General features: G+C 39.5%; 12 protein-coding genes and 1 riboswitch. Of the genes, 11 read left to right on the top strand and 1 reads right to left on the bottom strand.

Going from position 1 to position 18,022, the window contains the following annotated elements; all coding sequences use genetic code 11:
• The first annotated feature begins 48 nt into the window (after window positions 1-48).
• From LV92_RS14385 to LV92_RS14375, 3 genes are all read left to right on the top strand, one after another.
• Window positions 49-579 (top strand): inorganic diphosphatase, encoded by a 531-nt coding sequence (locus LV92_RS14385; RefSeq protein WP_111624331.1) that lies wholly within the window; start codon window positions 49-51, stop codon window positions 577-579.
• A 114-nt stretch (window positions 580-693) separates the two neighbouring features.
• Window positions 694-3,108, top strand: a complete 2,415-nt coding sequence (locus tag LV92_RS14380; RefSeq protein WP_111624330.1) for a sodium-translocating pyrophosphatase — start codon at window positions 694-696, stop codon at window positions 3,106-3,108.
• A gap of 86 nt (window positions 3,109-3,194) precedes the next feature.
• Entirely contained in the window at window positions 3,195-4,460 is a 1,266-nt protein-coding gene (locus LV92_RS14375) for an MgtC/SapB family protein (protein WP_111624329.1), read from the top strand.
• A gap of 106 nt (window positions 4,461-4,566) precedes the next feature.
• On the opposite strand, the gene LV92_RS14370 is transcribed toward LV92_RS14375, so the two are convergent.
• Window positions 4,567-5,181: a deoxynucleoside kinase gene (locus LV92_RS14370; RefSeq protein ID WP_111624520.1), complete on the bottom strand. Its 615-nt coding sequence runs from the start codon at window positions 5,179-5,181 to the stop codon at window positions 4,567-4,569.
• 197 nt (window positions 5,182-5,378) lie between these two features.
• Between LV92_RS14370 and LV92_RS14365 the strand changes: the two genes are divergently transcribed.
• The 8 genes from LV92_RS14365 to LV92_RS14330 all read left to right on the top strand — a co-directional run bounded on the left by LV92_RS14365 (window position 5,379) and on the right by LV92_RS14330 (window position 18,000).
• Window positions 5,379-6,221, top strand: a complete 843-nt coding sequence (locus tag LV92_RS14365; RefSeq protein ID WP_111624328.1) for a GLPGLI family protein — start codon at window positions 5,379-5,381, stop codon at window positions 6,219-6,221.
• Window positions 6,222-6,275: 54 nt separating this feature from the next.
• Window positions 6,276-8,963 (top strand): TonB-dependent receptor, encoded by a 2,688-nt coding sequence (locus LV92_RS14360; RefSeq protein ID WP_111624327.1) that lies wholly within the window; start codon window positions 6,276-6,278, stop codon window positions 8,961-8,963.
• Between the two features lie 245 nt (window positions 8,964-9,208).
• Window positions 9,209-10,465 (top strand): methionine adenosyltransferase, encoded by a 1,257-nt coding sequence (gene metK, locus LV92_RS14355; RefSeq protein ID WP_111624326.1) that lies wholly within the window; start codon window positions 9,209-9,211, stop codon window positions 10,463-10,465.
• 75 nt (window positions 10,466-10,540) lie between these two features.
• Window positions 10,541-10,649, top strand: a riboswitch (SAM riboswitch).
• Between the two features lie 157 nt (window positions 10,650-10,806).
• Window positions 10,807-12,099, top strand: coding sequence for an O-acetylhomoserine aminocarboxypropyltransferase/cysteine synthase family protein (locus LV92_RS14350; RefSeq protein WP_111624519.1), 1,293 nt, complete (start codon window positions 10,807-10,809; stop codon window positions 12,097-12,099).
• A gap of 142 nt (window positions 12,100-12,241) precedes the next feature.
• Entirely contained in the window at window positions 12,242-15,628 is a 3,387-nt protein-coding gene (thrA, locus tag LV92_RS14345) for a bifunctional aspartate kinase/homoserine dehydrogenase I (RefSeq protein WP_111624325.1), read from the top strand.
• Between the two features lie 223 nt (window positions 15,629-15,851).
• A complete protein-coding gene (locus LV92_RS14340; protein ID WP_111624324.1) occupies window positions 15,852-17,021 on the top strand; it encodes a trans-sulfuration enzyme family protein in 1,170 nt (389 codons plus the stop codon).
• Window positions 17,022-17,116: 95 nt separating this feature from the next.
• Window positions 17,117-17,527: an RrF2 family transcriptional regulator gene (locus tag LV92_RS14335; protein WP_111624323.1), complete on the top strand. Its 411-nt coding sequence runs from the start codon at window positions 17,117-17,119 to the stop codon at window positions 17,525-17,527.
• A 203-nt stretch (window positions 17,528-17,730) separates the two neighbouring features.
• Window positions 17,731-18,000, top strand: coding sequence for a DUF2061 domain-containing protein (locus tag LV92_RS14330; protein WP_111624322.1), 270 nt, complete (start codon window positions 17,731-17,733; stop codon window positions 17,998-18,000).
• Window positions 18,001-18,022: the final 22 nt, after the last annotated feature.

Here is an 18,022-nt window from a genome sequence, read left to right as displayed (position 1 = left end):
TGATATTAATTTGTTACTTTAGAAAATTATAAGATTAAACATAACCATATGAGCAGTGAAGATATTACGTCGTTCGATGTATTGATCGAAATACCAAAGGGCAGTAGGAACAAATATGAATACGATTTTGCCCTTAAGAAGATAAGGTACGATAGGATGATTTTTTCATCCATGATGTATCCGGCCGACTATGGGTTTGTCCCAGAAACCTTGGCACTGGATGGCGATCCATTGGATGTCCTTGTGTTGGTGACCGAAGCAACATTTCCCGGTTGTGTAATGGAGGTAAAACCCATTGGCGTATTTCATATGACCGATGAGAAAGGACCCGATGAAAAGGTGATATGTGTGCCTGTATCCGATCCGGTCTGGAATAAGATCAATGATCTAAACGAATTAAATCCTCATTTAATAAAAGAAATTGAACATTTCTTTAAAGTCTACAAGGATCTTGAAAAGAAAAAGGTTGATGTTGGCGGATGGGGAGAGCAACAGGAAGCTAGGGAAATTGTTGCAAAATGTATACAAAGGTTTAAGGATAGTGACGTTCCAAAACAGGATGTAAGTATAAAGTATTAATCCTTAATTTTTTAAAAAGTTAAAAAGCAATATTGCGGAAGTAATATTGCTTTTTTTATTCAGCCATATTTTACTACTTTTGCCCCTCAAAATATATAACAAATAATCAAACAAATGGAATCAATAATTATTTACTTGCCAATTATTATGGCATTGGTAGGTCTTGCTTTTATGGCTGTAAAAAGGTCTTGGGTATTAAAACAAAATGCTGGAGACGGTAAAATGAAAGAAATTTCAGATTATATCTATGAAGGGGCCTTGGCTTTTCTTAAAGCAGAATATAAATTATTGACGATCTTCGTTATAGGGGCCAGTGTTGCATTGGCCGCAATTTCTTTTATAGTACCTACTACCCATATTCTTATTGTAGTAGCTTTTATTTTCGGCGCATTCTTTTCTGCATTGGCAGGTAACATGGGTATGAAGATTGCCACCAAGACAAATGTTAGAACCACGCAGGCTGCACGTACCAGTTTGCCACAGGCATTAAAGGTGTCTTTTGGAGGTGGCACAGTAATGGGGCTTGGTGTTGCAGGTCTGGCAGTATTGGGTCTTACAACGGCCTTTATTCTGTTATTTCAATTTTTTATGAACGGTGCATGGACTACTACAGAGGACATGACCATTGTACTTGAGACATTGGCAGGTTTTTCCCTTGGTGCTGAATCTATTGCTTTGTTTGCAAGAGTTGGTGGAGGTATCTACACTAAGGCAGCAGATGTTGGGGCGGATTTGGTTGGAAAGGTAGAGGCAGGTATTCCGGAAGATGATCCCCGTAACCCGGCCACAATTGCCGACAACGTAGGAGATAATGTGGGTGATGTTGCAGGTATGGGAGCCGATTTATTCGGATCATATGTAGCTACCGTATTGGCTGCCATGGTTCTTGGAAATTATGTTATTAAGGATATGGGCGGTGCCATTCAGGATGCCTTTGGTGGGATAGGACCAATTTTATTGCCCATGGCCATTGCCGGTTTCGGAATAATATTTTCAATTATTGGTACTATGTTGGTGAAAATAAAAAACAACGAGGCTAAGGAAAAAGAAGTACAAGGTGCCTTGAATATAGGAAACTGGGTTTCTATAGGATTAACCTTGGTTGCCTGTTTTGCTTTGGTAAAATACATGTTGCCGGAAACTATGCAAATGGAGTTTTTTGGTGAAGGTTTAAAGGATATATCATCCATAAGAGTGTTTTATGCCACGGTTGTAGGTTTGGTTGTTGGAGGAGTTATCTCCTCGGTGACCGAATATTATACAGGTTTGGGTACTAAGCCTGTATTGGCCATTGTTCAAAAATCGAGTACTGGGGCAGGAACCAATGTAATTGCTGGTTTGGCAACAGGGATGATCTCTACTTTTCCAACAGTACTTTTGTTTGCCGCTGCAATCTGGTCTTCCTATGCCTTTGCAGGTTTTTATGGGGTGGCATTGGCTGCTTCGGCAATGATGGCAACTACAGCTATGCAGTTGGCAATAGACGCGTTCGGACCTATTTCCGATAACGCTGGGGGTATTGCAGAAATGAGTGAGCAAGATCCTATTGTAAGGGAGCGTACAGATATATTGGATTCGGTAGGGAATACTACGGCGGCTACAGGAAAAGGATTTGCGATTGCTTCTGCAGCATTGACTTCCTTAGCATTATTTGCGGCCTATGTGACTTTTACAGGTATCGACGGAATTAACATTTTTAAGGCCCCGGTGTTGGCTATGCTTTTTGTTGGTGGTATGGTTCCAGTTGTTTTTTCTGCCTTGGCCATGAATTCGGTTGGTAAAGCGGCTATGGATATGGTTTATGAAGTGCGTAGACAATTCAAGGAAATTCCAGGTATAATGGAAGGAACTGGAAAGCCGGATTATGCAAAGTGTGTGGATATTTCTACCAAGGCTGCCCTACGTGAAATGATGTTGCCTGGTATCCTGACCATCGGGTTTCCTATTGCTATTGTGCTGTTAGGGAAATTGGTTTATGGAAGTGATAATCAATTGATCGCTGAAATGTTGGGAGGTTATATGGCCGGTGTTACGGTTTCTGGAGTGCTTTGGGCCATATTCCAAAACAATGCCGGTGGTGCTTGGGATAACGCTAAAAAATCTTTTGAAGCAGGTGTTGAAATTAATGGTGAAATGACCTACAAGGGGTCAGATGCCCACAAAGCGGCAGTAACAGGGGATACTGTAGGAGATCCATTTAAGGATACTTCCGGACCTTCAATGAATATTCTTATAAAACTTACCTGTTTAATTGGATTGGTGATCGCCCCAATTTTGGGTGGACATTTGGAAACAGGGGTTGCGGAGCAAGAAGTTCAGATTGAAATGAATGTGGAAACCACAGATTTGGCACAGGCTGTAATAACTTATAGCACTACGGTGAATGGTGAAACCACCACAGAGGAAAAAACCTTTAAGGGAACCAATGAGGAAGTAAAAGCCCAATTGGAAGCATTTGAAAAAACTACTCAAGTATCGGATAAAAATGATAAAAAAGTGGTTATAGAGAAAATAGATATTAAAAAGTAAGTTGCAAAACTTATATTTTGGCATTATATTAAAAACCCCGTTCAAACGGGGTTTTTACTTTTTAAGTTGTTAATACTTAACGGCAAATGGATTATCACGATTTAACTACATTGGGCATTGCCTTTGGATTAGGCCTTTTGGTTGGTCTTCAGCGTGAAAAGGCAAATAGTGAGCTGGCGGGGGTAAGGACCTTTACCCTGATTGCAATTTTAGGGGTTTTGGCGGGGTTCTTAAGTAGGGACTATCAAAATCCTTTTATTTTGCCTGTTCTCGGTATTGCCCTAACCTCACTTCTAGTGGCCGCCAATTTTATAAAGATAAAGGTATTTACTAATCCGGACGTTGGGCAGACAACAGAGGTGGCAGCCTTAATGATGTTTGCTATTGGTGCTTATTTGGTGATGGGGGATAGGGTGTTGGGCATTATAATAGGGGTGTCTATGTCAGTACTTCTGTATGTAAAGGAAAGGCTTCATGGTTTTATAAATAGACTACAGGAAAAGGATCTTTCAGCTATTATGACCTTTGCGGGAATTTCATTGGTAGTGCTGCCCATTCTGCCCAATAAAACCTATGGGCCGTACAACGTTCTTAATCCCCAAAACATTTGGTTAATGATTACGCTAATAGTAGGGCTGAGTGTCTTAGGGTATTTTATTTACAAGTTTGTCGGGAAAAAGTTGGGGATTATTTCCAATGGTGTTTTGGGGGGATTGATCAGTAGTACGGCAACCACGGTCAGTTATGCCCGTAAAACGGTCGATACGGCTTCTATAAGCAAAATGGCGGCCTTCGTGATCACTGTGGCTTCTGCAATTTCCCTGGCTAGGGTAATGGTGGAGGTTGGGGTGGTAATACCAGAAAAATTACCTGTAATTCTACTGCCATTAATGGTGGAATTCGTGGTCATGGCACTTATTTGTCTGGGTATGTTCTATAGTATAAACAAGGATTCCGAGGATGATACAATGCCGGAACCGGATAATCCTGCAGATTTTAAAAGTGCCTTGGTGTTTGGTCTTCTTTATGGGGCCATATTGTTGGCGGTAGCCTTTGCCAATGAGGAGTTTGGAGATGACGCCCTCTATGTAGTAGCTATAATAAGCGGATTAACAGATGTGGATGCCATAACCCTATCTTTATCACAACTAATTAAAAGCGATGCCTTAAGCGCCGTTACGGGGTGGAAACTTATTCTGTTGGCCAGCTTGTCTAATTTGGTCTTTAAGGGTGTTATGGCAGGAATTTTGGGCACCAAGCAGTTGGTAAAATGGATTGCGCTCACCTTTGGAATAGCTATAACTGTGGGCATATTTTTAATATGGTTATGGCCATCTTCCTGGCATTTCTGACCAAGGTGGTTTTGAAAAATGGTAACAATTGGTTTTAGCGACAATAAAATAAGAACCACTGCAGGTGTATTTTTTCTATTGCCTTAAAGGTTGCTTAGGTTCATGTTCAAAAAAGGCCATGGATCTCGGCGTCAATTTTATTGATGACCAGGCCCAAATCCTCCGGCTCGTCCACAAAATTTAATTTGTCTACGTCAATTACCAAGAGATTGCCCTTTTCATAGCTTTGCGCCCATGCTTCATAGCGTTCGTTCAATCGGCTTAAGTAGTCGATAGAAATGCTATTTTCATATTCACGTCCGCGCTTGTGGATTTGATTCACCAAATTTGGGATGGAACTTCTTAAATAAATTAATAGATCTGGAGGCTGTACCAACGTTTCCATTAATTCGAATAAACTGGTGTAATTGCTAAAATCCCTATTGGTCATTAAACCCATGGCATGGAGGTTAGGGGCAAAAATGTGGGCATCCTCGTAAATGGTCCGGTCTTGAATAGTGTCTTTGCCACCCTTCCTTATCTGTAAAATTTGTCTGTACCTATTGTTTAAAAAGTATATCTGGAGATTAAAGCTCCATCTTTCCATTTGATTGTAAAAGTCGTCCAAATAGGGGTTGTCAACCACATCTTCAAATTGGGCCTCCCATTGGTAGTGTTTGGATAGTAATCTTGTCAAGGTTGTTTTGCCAGCCCCAATATTTCCTGCAACGGCGATATGCATAGGTTTGTAATTATGGTTAGTGTTTTTTGCACTTGTAATAAAGAGGTACAATATACAAGATATCGGGTGCATGTTAAAATCTTTGGATGATAATCCGATAAAAAACTTATAGGAAAGGATATTTACATTTTTTATTGATTTTGGATTAAACCAAATCAAATTGTAGTAGTCTTAAACTTAATATAAAATGAATAATAATGAAAAGTTTCTATTTTTTCTTTTTGATGCTATTGGCATCCCATTTCGGAATTTATGCCCAGGATTTTCAAGGAGAGGCCACTTATTTTAGTAAGACTACGGTTGATATGGATTTTGGCGGAAGACAAATACCGGAGGATAGAAAGAAGGAAATAATGCAAAGGATGAAGGAAGCCAATGAACGGACCTATATTTTAACCTTTGACAAATCCACATCAATCTATAAGGAGGAGGAAAGATTGGAGCAGCCTGGCAACCAAAGGGGCGGTGGGCGATTTGGAATGATGAGCGGAGCAGGAGGTGATTATTACAAAGATGTGAGGGATGGTAGATATTTAGTTAAAAATGAACTTTTCGGAAAGATTTTTTTGGTAGATGATAAATTGCCAACCTTGGAATGGAAACTCGGAGGAGAATCCAAACAGATTGGAAATTACACGGCCTTTAAGGCTACTGCAACCAAAACTATTAAGAGGCCTAACATGCGGGCAATCTTTCGTAGGGGAGGGGACAACGATGAAAATAAGGAGGAGGAATTTACAGAAAAGGAAATTGAGATAACCGCTTGGTATGCTCCAGATGTTCCGGTAAATCAAGGTCCAGGAGAGTATTGGGGACTTCCAGGACTTATTTTGGAGGTCAAGGATGATATTACGGTTATACTTTGTACAAAATTGGTGCTCAACCCAACGGAAAAGAAAGAGATAAAGGCTCCAAATAAGGGCAAGACGGTTACCCAAGAGGAATATGATAAAATTTCCAAGGATAAGATGGCAGAAATGAGGGAGAATTTCCGTCGTGGTGGCGGAGGAAATAGAGGCGGTGGCGGCGGCAGACCATAATTTTAACTGCTTTTTGTCATAATCAATCATTTAGGTATTTTAATTTTTTTATAGATGTACAATAAGAATGTTTATTCTGTACTGGTAGCTATTTTCGCTTTTACTACAGCTTTTGGTCAAGAAATTACCCTTACGGGAATAGTTAAGGATTCCACCGGAGTGGGGGTCGATATGGCAAATGTCATCGCCATAAATACAGAAACCAAGGCCTTGGAATCTTACGGTATTACAAACCATAGTGGACTCTATAAATTAAATTTGAAAGCGGGTTCAAATTTTAACGTTCGCGTAAGCTATTTGGGTTTTAAAACGGAAGAATTCTCTTTTACTGCACTTACGGCCGATGTAAATAAGGACATTGTTCTTTATGAGCAGACCAATCAATTGGACGAGGTTGAGGTTACCTATGAGATGCCTATTTCAGTAAAGGGAGATACCATAGTATATGATACGGATTCCTTTGTTACGGGGACGGAAAAGAAGCTTAAGGATGTGCTTGCCAATTTGCCCGGTGTAGAAATAAATGATGATGGGCAAATAGAGGTGGAAGGAAAAAAAGTCACCAAAGTAATGGTAGAGGGGAAGGATTTTTTCGACGGGGACTCCAAGTTGGCGGCAGATAATATTCCAGCCAATGCATTGGATAAGATAGAGGTGTTGAGAAATTTTAACGAAGTAACCCAAATGAAAGGTCTTACCAATGATACGGATAATGTAGCGCTTAATATTAAGTTGAAGCAAGGAAAAAAGAGATTTTGGTTTGGGGAAATAACGGCTGGCTATGGTACCAATGATAGTTATCTGGCACATCCTAAACTCTTTTTTTACAGCCCTGATTATAGTATCAATATTATTACCGATCTCAATAATATTGGGGAAGCTCCCTTTAATAGAAGGGATTACCAGAGTTTTACCGGCGGATTTAGAAATCTGGGCAGCTCAAGTGGGAGTTCTATAGATATTGGTGGGGATGGCTTGGGACTTTCCAGCCTTCAGAACAATAGGGCCAAAAACATAGACACCAAGTTTGCTGCCGTGAATTTTAGTTATTCTCCAAAAGAAAATTGGGATTTGAGCGGATTTGGTATTTATTCCTATACCGGGACCTTAATGGAAAACCAAACGAGAAGGGTTTATATCTCCTCCAACGAAACGGAGGATGCCACTACCTCAACAGATCAAACCGCTCATCTTGGGTTGGCGAAATTTAGTTCCATGTACAAGCCCAATGAGAGATTCCAATTTGATTACGACATACTTTTGAAACGGTCGGACGATGATGAAATTCAGAATGTATTATCAGTTTCTACGATTACGGATGAAATTACGGAAACGAAGAAACAAAAGCCTGTTTCCGTAAACCAAAATGCCAATATTTATTATACTTCTTTAAATTCAAAAAATATCATTGCTTTTGAGGCACAGCATATTTACCAGGACGAAGATCCATTTTACAATGCCATAAGGGATAATTTTGCTTTTATCGATATTTTTCCTGTAGATGAGGATCAGAGTGTCTATAACCTTAATCAAGGTAAAAATACAATAACCAATAAAGTGGATGCGAAGTTGGATTATTATTGGGTTACGGGCCAAAAAAGTAATTTAAACTTTACGCTGGGCACAACACAGAGTCATCAGAATTTCAATTCCGATATTTTTCAAATATTGGATGGAGGGGCACCATTGAATTTTATAGACAGCGAATTTAACAACGATGTAACCTATAATGTTTCGGATTTGTACTTAGGTTTTCATTATAAAGTAATAGCTGGGATTTTCACCTTTAACCCTGGTGTTACCTTACATCAATACGGTACTAAAAACGATCAGTTAGGGACTACTGTTGAAGATAATCTTACAGCTTTGTTGCCAGATCTGTATATTAATGCGCAACTTAAAAAATCGGAAAACATTCGCTTCAATTACAGGGTATCAAGATCTTTCACGGATGTCAATAATTTTGCAGAGGCCTATGTACTCAATAACTATAATTCCGTTTATTCCGGGAACAGGGATTTGGAGAGTGCTTTGAGCCATAACCTATCATTGAACTTCTTCAGCTTTAATATGTTCAATTTCACGAATATTTTTGGAAATATTACCTATACAAAACGAATAGACGCGCTTAAAAGTTCTTCTGAAATTATTGGAATAAATAGGATAGGCACCACTATAAATTCAAATTTGGAAGATGAATCCATAAGTGCCAATGGTAGGTATCAACGGACTTTTGGAAAAATAAAGGCTTCTGTGGGAGCAAATGTTTCTTGGTCTGCCACCAACAATATTATAGACCTTGAGCCAAGGAGATCGGAATCCTTTACCCAGAATTACACCTCCTCCCTGGCTACCAATTTTAGGAATGCCCCCAATTTGGAGATAGGTTATAGGTATAACGTAAATAACTACGATAATGGAGGTAGGACTTCTACCTTCTATACAAACCAACCCTATGCCAAATTTGACGCTAACTTTCTAAAAAGTTTCATTTTTACCTTGGACTACGATTACTATAAGTATATGGACAAAGAAAATACCATCGACAATACTTATAGTTTTTTGGAAGGTAACCTCAGTTACCAAAAAAAGGATAGTCCATGGGAATTTGGGATAAAGGGGACCAACCTACTTGGAACGGATACCTTGAATAGGGATAGCACCAACGAATTGTATTTTACGACCTCATCATATTTCATACAGCCCAGGTATATCTTGTTTACCGTTAAATACGATTTATAGTTTTTTAGGGTTAATTTTAAAATTGTTGTTAAACATTTTTAGTTACGTCAAGAATTCTTGTACTTTTGTACGCGAAAAAATATCGAGGAAGGATTTGACTGATTGCAACCTCATGTGCTGAATTAGTTTCGGCATAACTAAATGCTAAAGCAGTTTAAGTTGTTCTGTTCCATTGGAACTGTAACATCCACTCTTCTTTAGTGTGCTTGGTCAAATCCCTATTAATTTTTATTTAGAAAGGATTTATGGCATATTTATTTACTTCAGAATCGGTTAGTGAAGGGCATCCAGATAAAATAGCGGATCAAATTAGTGATGCGTTATTGGATCATTTTTTGGCTTTTGACTCGGAAAGTAAGGTGGCTTGTGAGACCTTGGTAACTACTGGTCAGGTGGTATTGGCCGGAGAAGTAAAGAGCCATACCTATCTTGACGTACAGCAAATAGCGAGGGATGTAATCAATAAAATTGGGTACACCAATGGTGATTACAAGTTTAGCGGAGATTCCTGTGGTGTTATTTCCTTGATCCATGAACAGTCCAAAGAGATTAACCAAGGGGTGGATCGTGGTGCAAAAGAAGATCAGGGGGCGGGCGATCAAGGTATGATGTTTGGCTACGCCACTAAGGAAACAGAAAACTATATGCCCCTAGCCTTGGATATTTCCCATAAAATATTGCAGGTTTTGGCAGATTTGAGAAGGGTAGGAGATGCAATTTCCTATCTAAGGCCAGATGCCAAGGCACAAGTAACAATTGAATATTCTGATGATAATGTTCCGCAACGAATAGATACTATTGTTGTTTCTACCCAACATGACGAGTTTGATAAGGATGATGATGTGATGTTGGCCAAAATTAAGAAGGATATTATCTCTATTCTTATTCCAAGGGTCAAGGAACAATTGCCAGTGGCAATTCAAAAGCTTTTTAACGATACCATAAAGTACCATATTAACCCAACTGGGAAATTTGTAATTGGAGGTCCCCACGGTGATACCGGTTTAACCGGAAGAAAGATTATTGTAGATACCTACGGTGGCAAAGGTGCCCATGGTGGCGGTGCTTTTAGTGGAAAAGACCCCAGTAAAGTAGATCGCAGTGCCGCTTATGCTGCAAGGCATGCAGCCAAAAATCTTGTTGCTGCCGGGGTTGCCGATGAAATTTTGGTTCAGGTTAGTTACGCTATTGGAGTTGTGGAACCTACTTCTATTTTTGTGGATACATATGGCTCCTCTAAAGTAGCCTTGAGCGATGGCGAGATTGCCAAGAAAGTTGCCCAATTGTTCGATATGCGTCCTTTTGCCATAGAAGAAAGGTTAAAACTTAGAAATCCCATTTATTTGGAAACGGCGGCCTATGGACATATGGGCAAAGAACCTAAAAAAATAACCAAGGTTTTTGAATCGCCATACAACGGACGGGTAGAAAAAGAAGTGGAATTGTTTACATGGGAGAAATTGGATGCCGTTGATTTGGTGAAAGAAGCCTTCGATTTATAATTTTTTTGAAAAGATTAGGAAAAAAGAATTTTCCATACCTATATTTGCAAACCTAAAGTTCAAACACTTATTGAATCGTTATCAAGAAAGGTGGAGGGAATAGACCCTTTGAAGCCTTAGCAACCCTTTGATCATTAATTAAAGAAGGTGCTAAATTCTACCTAAATACTGGGCCAAATTATTTTGGTTTCTTTTACAGTATCCATGGCAGATAACACTAACGGTTACTTCTGTAACTGATTTTCTTTTTAACTTTTTGATTTTATAATATTGCACTGTCCGCATTATTTGTTTTGGCTTTTTATTTTATCTATTTTAATAATATAAAAAAACAAGAAATCATGAGTACTCAAAAATTTTCAACAAACGCTTTGCATGCCGGACATGACACAAAATTAACAGCTGGCACCAGGGCCGTACCTATTTATCAGAATACCGCTTATGTATTTAATAATACGGACCATGCGGCCAATCTTTTTAATTTATCAGAACCTGGCTTTATTTATACCAGGCTGAACAATCCTACCAATGACATTTTAGAGCAGCGTTTGGCGGCTTTGGAAGGTGGTCTTGCCAGTGTGGTTACCGCATCCGGTACGGCAGCCATTTCTACTGCTTTGTTGGTTTTGCTTAGAACGGGGGATCATATTGTGGCTTCCAGTAGCCTTTATGGAGGCACCTATAATCTGTTGGCAGTGACTTTGCCTAGATTGGGAATTACCACCACCTTTGTTGAGCCAGGGGACGAGGAGAATTTTGCCAATGCTATTCAGGAAAATACCAGAGCAATTTTTGTAGAATCCCTTGGGAATCCAAAATTGGACGTACTGGATTTGAAGGCAATATCCGAAGTGGCCAAAAAAGCCAAAATTCCTTTTATAGTCGATAATACGGTTGCCACAAGTGCTTTGATAAAACCAATTGAACACGGAGCAAACATCGTAATACATTCCCTTACAAAATATATCAATGGTAATGGTACTTCTATGGGAGGTGTCATAATAGATGCTGGTACTTTCGATTGGAGCAGTGGTAAATTCCCTGAGTTTACAGAGCCATCTGCTGGATACCACGGTTTGGTTTATCACGATGTCTTGGGTGCAGCGGCCTTTATTGCAAAAGTGAGAATTGAAGGTTTAAGGGATCTTGGTGCTGCCTTGAGCCCATTTAATGCCTTTCAGATTATTCAAGGTTTGGAAACATTGGAACTTCGTATCAAGAAACACAGTGAAAATGCTTTGGAATTGGCTAAATGGTTAGAGGGTAGAAAGGAAGTGGCATGGGTAAACTATCCTGGCCTTTCATCCAGCCCCTATTATTCCTTGGCTAAGAAGTACCTTCCAAACGGACAAAGTGGAATAGTTACTTTCGGGGTTAAAGGAGGCTACGAATCGGCCAAAAAGGTGGTAGATGAAACCAAGCTATTTTCCTTATTGGCAAATATTGGGGATACCAAGTCTTTAATTATTCACCCTGCGAGTACTACACACCAACAATTGGATGACGAAGCACAACAGACTACCGGTGTAACAAAAGACCTAATACGTTTATGTGTAGGTTTGGAGGACATTGAAGATATAAAAGCCGATTTGGTGCAGGCATTTTCAGTCATTGATAAATCTGTTTTAGCGTAACAATTATATTATTTCCTTTTAAAGTCAATAATAAAGTGATAGGGGAGTGCAGCAATTAATTTGTGAAATATCAATGCACTCCCTTGTCATTATATAATCAATGACCAAGTTCTTTCAAGAAATTTACTAGTTCAAACAACCTATGTTACATCATCTTTCAATAAATAAATACATTACCTATAGTGGCAAAACTTTGGATATTAATTTGTCCTACGAGATCTTTGGCCAACCCTTGCATACCGCGCCAATTATAATGGTGAACCATGCCCTTACAGGTAATTCCAATGTAGCGGGCGAACATGGTTGGTGGACAACATTGATAGGAGAGGGCAAATGTATTGACACCAAGAAGTACACCATTCTTTGCTTTAATATACCAGGAAACGGGTATGACGGGTTTGTGATAGATAATTATAAGGATTTTGTTGCAAAGGACATTGCCAAAATTTTCCTTCTGGGATTGGAGGCCTTAAAAATAAGTAAGTTATATGCGCTTATAGGGGGTTCTTTAGGTGGAGGTATCGCTTGGGAAATGGCGGCCATCGATCCTCATTTAACGGAACATCTTATTCCGGTAGCATCTGATTGGAAGTCTACGGACTGGCTTATTGCCAATTGCCAGATTCAGGAACAGTTTTTAATAAACTCCAAGCAGCCAGTGCATGATGCACGTATGCATGCCATGCTCTGTTATAGGACACCGGAATCCTTTAAGGAGCGCTTTAAAAGAAGCACCAATGAGGAGCTGAAAGTCTTTAATGTGGAGAGTTGGCTAACGCACCACGGTAAAAAATTACAGGAGCGATTTCAATTGTCTGCCTACAAACTAATGAATCAGCTGCTTAAGACAATTGATATCAATAGAAATGGGGAAGAGGCATTTATTAATCTTCAGAATAGTGATACCAATATCCATATTATTGGGGTAGATTCCGACCTTTTTTTTACGGCCCAGGAAAACAAAGATACTTTTAAGAAATTGGCCCAGGCCAACAGTAATGTAACCTATGGGGAAATTCATTCCTTGCATGGGCATGATGCCTTCTTGATAGAATTCAATCAAATGGAGGAGTTGCTAAAGGGAGTTTTTGAGCGTAATGGAAGATCTAAAAAAGTCAAGGTCCTAAAATTTGGTGGCAAGTCATTGGCCAATGGAGAGGGGTTGGATACGGTACTTCAGATAATTACAGACAAGGTTGCCGATGGTGAAAATATTGCCGTAGTGGTTTCGGCCAGGAACAAGGCTACGGACGAATTGGAAGCGATGCTGGACAAAGCGGCCAAGGGGTTGGATTATGTAAAGGATTTTGAAGAATTTGAAAAATATCAACAACACGCTTATGGTAATGTAAATCTCTCGGAGGAATTTAAGGGATTGGTAAAGCTGTTTGAAGGTGTAGCGCTTTTGGGAGATTATAGCCCTAAAATAAAGGACCAAGTTTTGGCTTATGGAGAATTGCTCTCTGCAAAATTGGTAACCAAATTACTTATAGGGAAAGGTGTCAATGCCAAGTTTATTGATTCCAGACAGCTCATTAAAACAGATTCCAACTTTGGGGATGCAAAGGTCTTGGAGACCTTGTCCAAGGAAAATGTAAAAGGTGAATTTGGGAAATTGGATCTGGATGCCGTAGCGGTAACCACCGGTTTTATTGCCTCCAATGAACTTAACGAAACTACCACTTTGGGTAGAAATGGGAGCAATTATTCCGCTGCCTTATTGGCCAACTACCTCAATGCCGAGGAATTGCAGAACTATACCCATGTGGACGGTATTTTTACGGCCAATCCTGATTTGGTCACGGAGGCCAAAAGAATCTCGGAACTTTCCTATAGTGAAGCGAACGAGTTGGCGAATTTTGGCACCAATATTTTGCACGCAAAAACAATTATCCCCCTAATAGAAAAGAATATTCCACTGCGCATCCTAAATACCTTCAACAACGATAATGAAGGAACTTTAATCAGTGCCAAGACCAGTAAGGAAGGTATAAAATCCTTATCCGTTATTGAAAACATGGCCCTGATCAATTTGGAAGGTCGTGGTTTATTGGGCAAGGTGGGGGTAGATGCCCGTATCTTTAGGACAATGGGCAATAATAACATAAGTGTAAGTATAATTTCCCAGGGGTCATCGGAAAGAGGCATTGGTTTGGTGGTCGACGCCAAAAATGCGGCTTTGGCAAAATCTTCTTTGGAAGAGGAATTTCAAACCGATTTTAAATTGCAGGACATCAATAATATTACGGTGGTGGACCAAGTATCGGTTATTTCCATTGTTGGACAGGATTTGAGTACCTTCCATAAGCCTTTTAATGCTCTTATAAAGAACCAGGTAGTTCCTTTGTTGTTCAACAATACTATTTCGGGCAAGAATGTGAGTTTGGTCGTTAAAAAATCCGATCTGCACAAGGCCCTTAATGTAGTGCATGGTCAGATTTTCGGGATAAGTAAAAAAGTAAATTTGGCTATTTTTGGTCATGGAAATGTGGGGGGTACCCTCATTGATCAAATTCTTAAATCCAATAAGACCATAGAGAAAAGGAAGGGCATCAATATCAATGTTTTTGCAGTTGCCAATTCTAAAAAGGTGCTTTTGAATAAAAATGGTATTTCCAAAAATTGGAAAAGTTCCATGGAGACCAAGGCAGTACCCTATAAATTAAACGATATATTTAAATATGCCAAGGATAATCATTTGGAGAACCTTATTGCGGTAGACAATACTGCCAATGAGGAATTTGTGGCCTCCTATTTTGATTTTGTGGATAACGGTTTTGATTTGGTGTCGTCCAATAAGATTGCCAATACCTTGCGCTTCGATTATTACCAGTTGCTTAGGGAGGAACTTGCCAAACATCAAAAACAATATTTATATGAAACCAATGTTGGTGCGGGTTTACCGTTGATAGACACCATTAAATTGTTACATCTTTCAGGAGAGAATATTACAAGGATAAAAGGAGTGTTCTCTGGATCCTTAAGCTATATTTTCAACACTTTTTCGGAAAAGGATGCCTTATTCTCCGTAATTCTAAAAGAAGCTATGGAATTGGGGTATACAGAACCGGATCCCCGCGAAGATCTTTCCGGTAATGATGTAGGGAGAAAATTGCTGATTTTGGCCAGGGAACTGGATTTAAGCAATGAGTTTTCGGATATTTTAATTGAAAACTTAATCCCCGAGTCGCTGCAAGATGGTGACGTAAAGAGCTTTTTGGAGCGATTGGATATCTTGGATGATAAGTTTAGTAAGATAAAGAAAGCCCAAAAACCAGGTCATGTACTGCGTTACGTAGGAGATCTATCAGGAGACCTGCAAAAGGAAAAAGGAAAATTAGAGGTAAAATTGATCTCGGTTCCCAAAGAAAGTGCACTAGGACAGATAAAAGGTTCCGATTCCATAATAGAAATATATACGGAGTCTTATGGGCAACATCCTTTGGTTATCCAAGGTGCAGGTGCCGGAGCGGCAGTAACGGCCAGGGGTGTGTTTGGGGATATATTACGTATTGCGGAAAAAGGGTAAATTTTGGGGTTTCGGCTCCGCTAAGCCAACGATGGGATTTGGAGATTGAGTTTGCCTATCGGTAGATAGGCGTAGTCGAAATCAGATAAATTTGAATAGAAATAAGTTTATATGTGGCTTCGGCTCGGCTCAGCCACCGGGAATGCTGTAGATAGGCGTAGTCGAAATCGAAATTATACATTTTTGGGAAGAGATAACAGAAGAATTAGATAGATCAGAAATAATGAAGAAGAAATTTAAATTTGAAACGGAAGCAATACGCACCCAAACGGAACGCACCCAATTTTTGGAGCATTCCACACCTTTGTATTTAACCTCTAGTTTTATTTTCGAGGATGCTGAAGATATGCGAGCCTCCTTCGCGGAAGAAAAGGAAAGAAATATATATTCAAGGTATAGCAATCCCAATTCAAGCGAGTTTATAGAAAAGGTTTGCAAGATGGAAGGGGCCGAGGATGGTTTTGCCTTTGCATCAGGTATGGCGGCCGTGTTTTCAACTTTTGCTGCTCTGTTGGACAGTGGGGATCACATTATTTCTTCTAGAAGTATATTCGGGTCTACCCATAGTTTGTTTACTCAGTTTTTTCCAAAATGGAATGTTTCAACCAGCTATTTTAAGATAGATGAGCTGGATAAATTGGAGGAACTGCTCACTCCAAAAACTAAAATTATCTATGCGGAAACTCCTACCAATCCGGGAGTTGATGTTTTGGACCTGGAGGTATTGGGCAAGTTTGCCAAAAAACACAATTTAATTTATATTATAGATAATTGTTTTGCTTCCCCCTATTTGCAGCAGCCTATTAAGTATGGGGCCGATTTGGTCATCCATTCTGGAACAAAATTAATGGACGGTCAAGGAAGGGTGTTGGCAGGTATTACAGTGGGTAGCAAGGCTTTGATAGATAAAGTATATCGTTTTTCCCGGATTACAGGACCTTCTTTATCGCCTTTCAATGCTTGGGTACTATCCAAAAGTTTGGAAACTTTATCGCTCAGAGTAGATAAGCATTGTGACAACGCACTAAAACTGGCCGAATTCCTGGAAAGTCACCCTCAGGTGAATTGGGTGAAGTATCCATTTTTAAAATCGCATCCCAAATACGAAGTGGCTAAGAAACAGATGAAGGCAGGGGGCTGCGTTGTGGCTTTTGAAGTAAAGGGAGGGGTTGAAGCCGGACAAAAATTCTTCAACGCTATAAAAATGTTGTCATTGTCCGCTAATTTGGGGGACTCAAGAAGTATAGTCACACACCCGGCGTCTACCACGCACAGTAAATTGTCCGTGGAGGAAAGATTGGCATCCGGAATTACAGATGGTATGGTACGGGTTTCTGTGGGCTTGGAGCATATAGATGATATCATAGCAGATATTGAACAAGCACTGGGATAAGCGGTCTTTTAGCCTGCTTTTGGTTGTGCCAGACCTGTTTTTGTAAAATTGTGCCGGGCCTTATTGGGAATGTTAATTTTCCTTATCTTCGCTGCATGCTTTCCAAAAAAACAAAATACGGACTAAAGGCACTAACCTTCTTGGCAGCTCAAAAAGGACGCGCTCCTGTTCAGATTTCTGAAATAGCCAAACATGAGAACATTTCCCAAAAGTTTCTGGAGAGTATACTTCTCACGTTGAGAAAAACAGGACTTCTGGGTTCCAAAAAAGGAAAGGGTGGAGGCTATTACCTTATTAAAGAACCCAAGGATATACCGATGACCACTGTCATGAGGGTGTTGGAAGGTCCAATAGCTATGGTGCCCTGTGTAAGTTTAAACTTCTACGAGAAATGTGAGGATTGTCCCGACGAGGCCAGTTGTTCTGTGCATAAATTAATGCTACAGGTCAGGGACAGTACCCTGGAGGTCTTCCGAAACAATACCCTGGCCGATCTAGTGCCCTAAGGGTTTAAGGCTACCATTATAACTGTTAATTCTATTCCAAAGCATTAATTATCTTTAAATTTTAAGGAGATTTTTTATTAATCTACTAAATTTATAGGGTAAGTTGAATTTTAACTTTATTTTTTTATTGTAGTTTGCAAATTATTTCTATTTTTGCTTACTCTATTAAATCGATAGGGTAATAAATTTAAGTTTTTTGTCATATGATTGCTGAACAATTAATTGCAAATAATAATTCAAGTACTGTAACTAAAAGCTATAAGGCGGATAAGTCTTCCGAAAATCCTAAAAGGAGTATTGCTAAATCTATTAGTTGGAGAATTATTGGAACCTTGGACACCATTCTTATTTCTTGGATCGTTACAGGGACATTGTCAGTTGCATTTTCAATAGGAGTAGTAGAGTTGTTTACTAAGATGGTGTTGTATTTCTTTCATGAAAGAATCTGGAACAAGATTAATTGGGGAAAATAAAAAGGCAAAATTCAAAGTAATT

Source organism: Arenibacter echinorum, assembly GCF_003259375.1.
Taxonomy (GTDB): domain Bacteria; phylum Bacteroidota; class Bacteroidia; order Flavobacteriales; family Flavobacteriaceae; genus Arenibacter; species Arenibacter echinorum.
The sequence above is the reverse complement of the archived record's forward strand: the minus strand, read 5'-3'. Positions and strand labels throughout refer to the sequence as shown.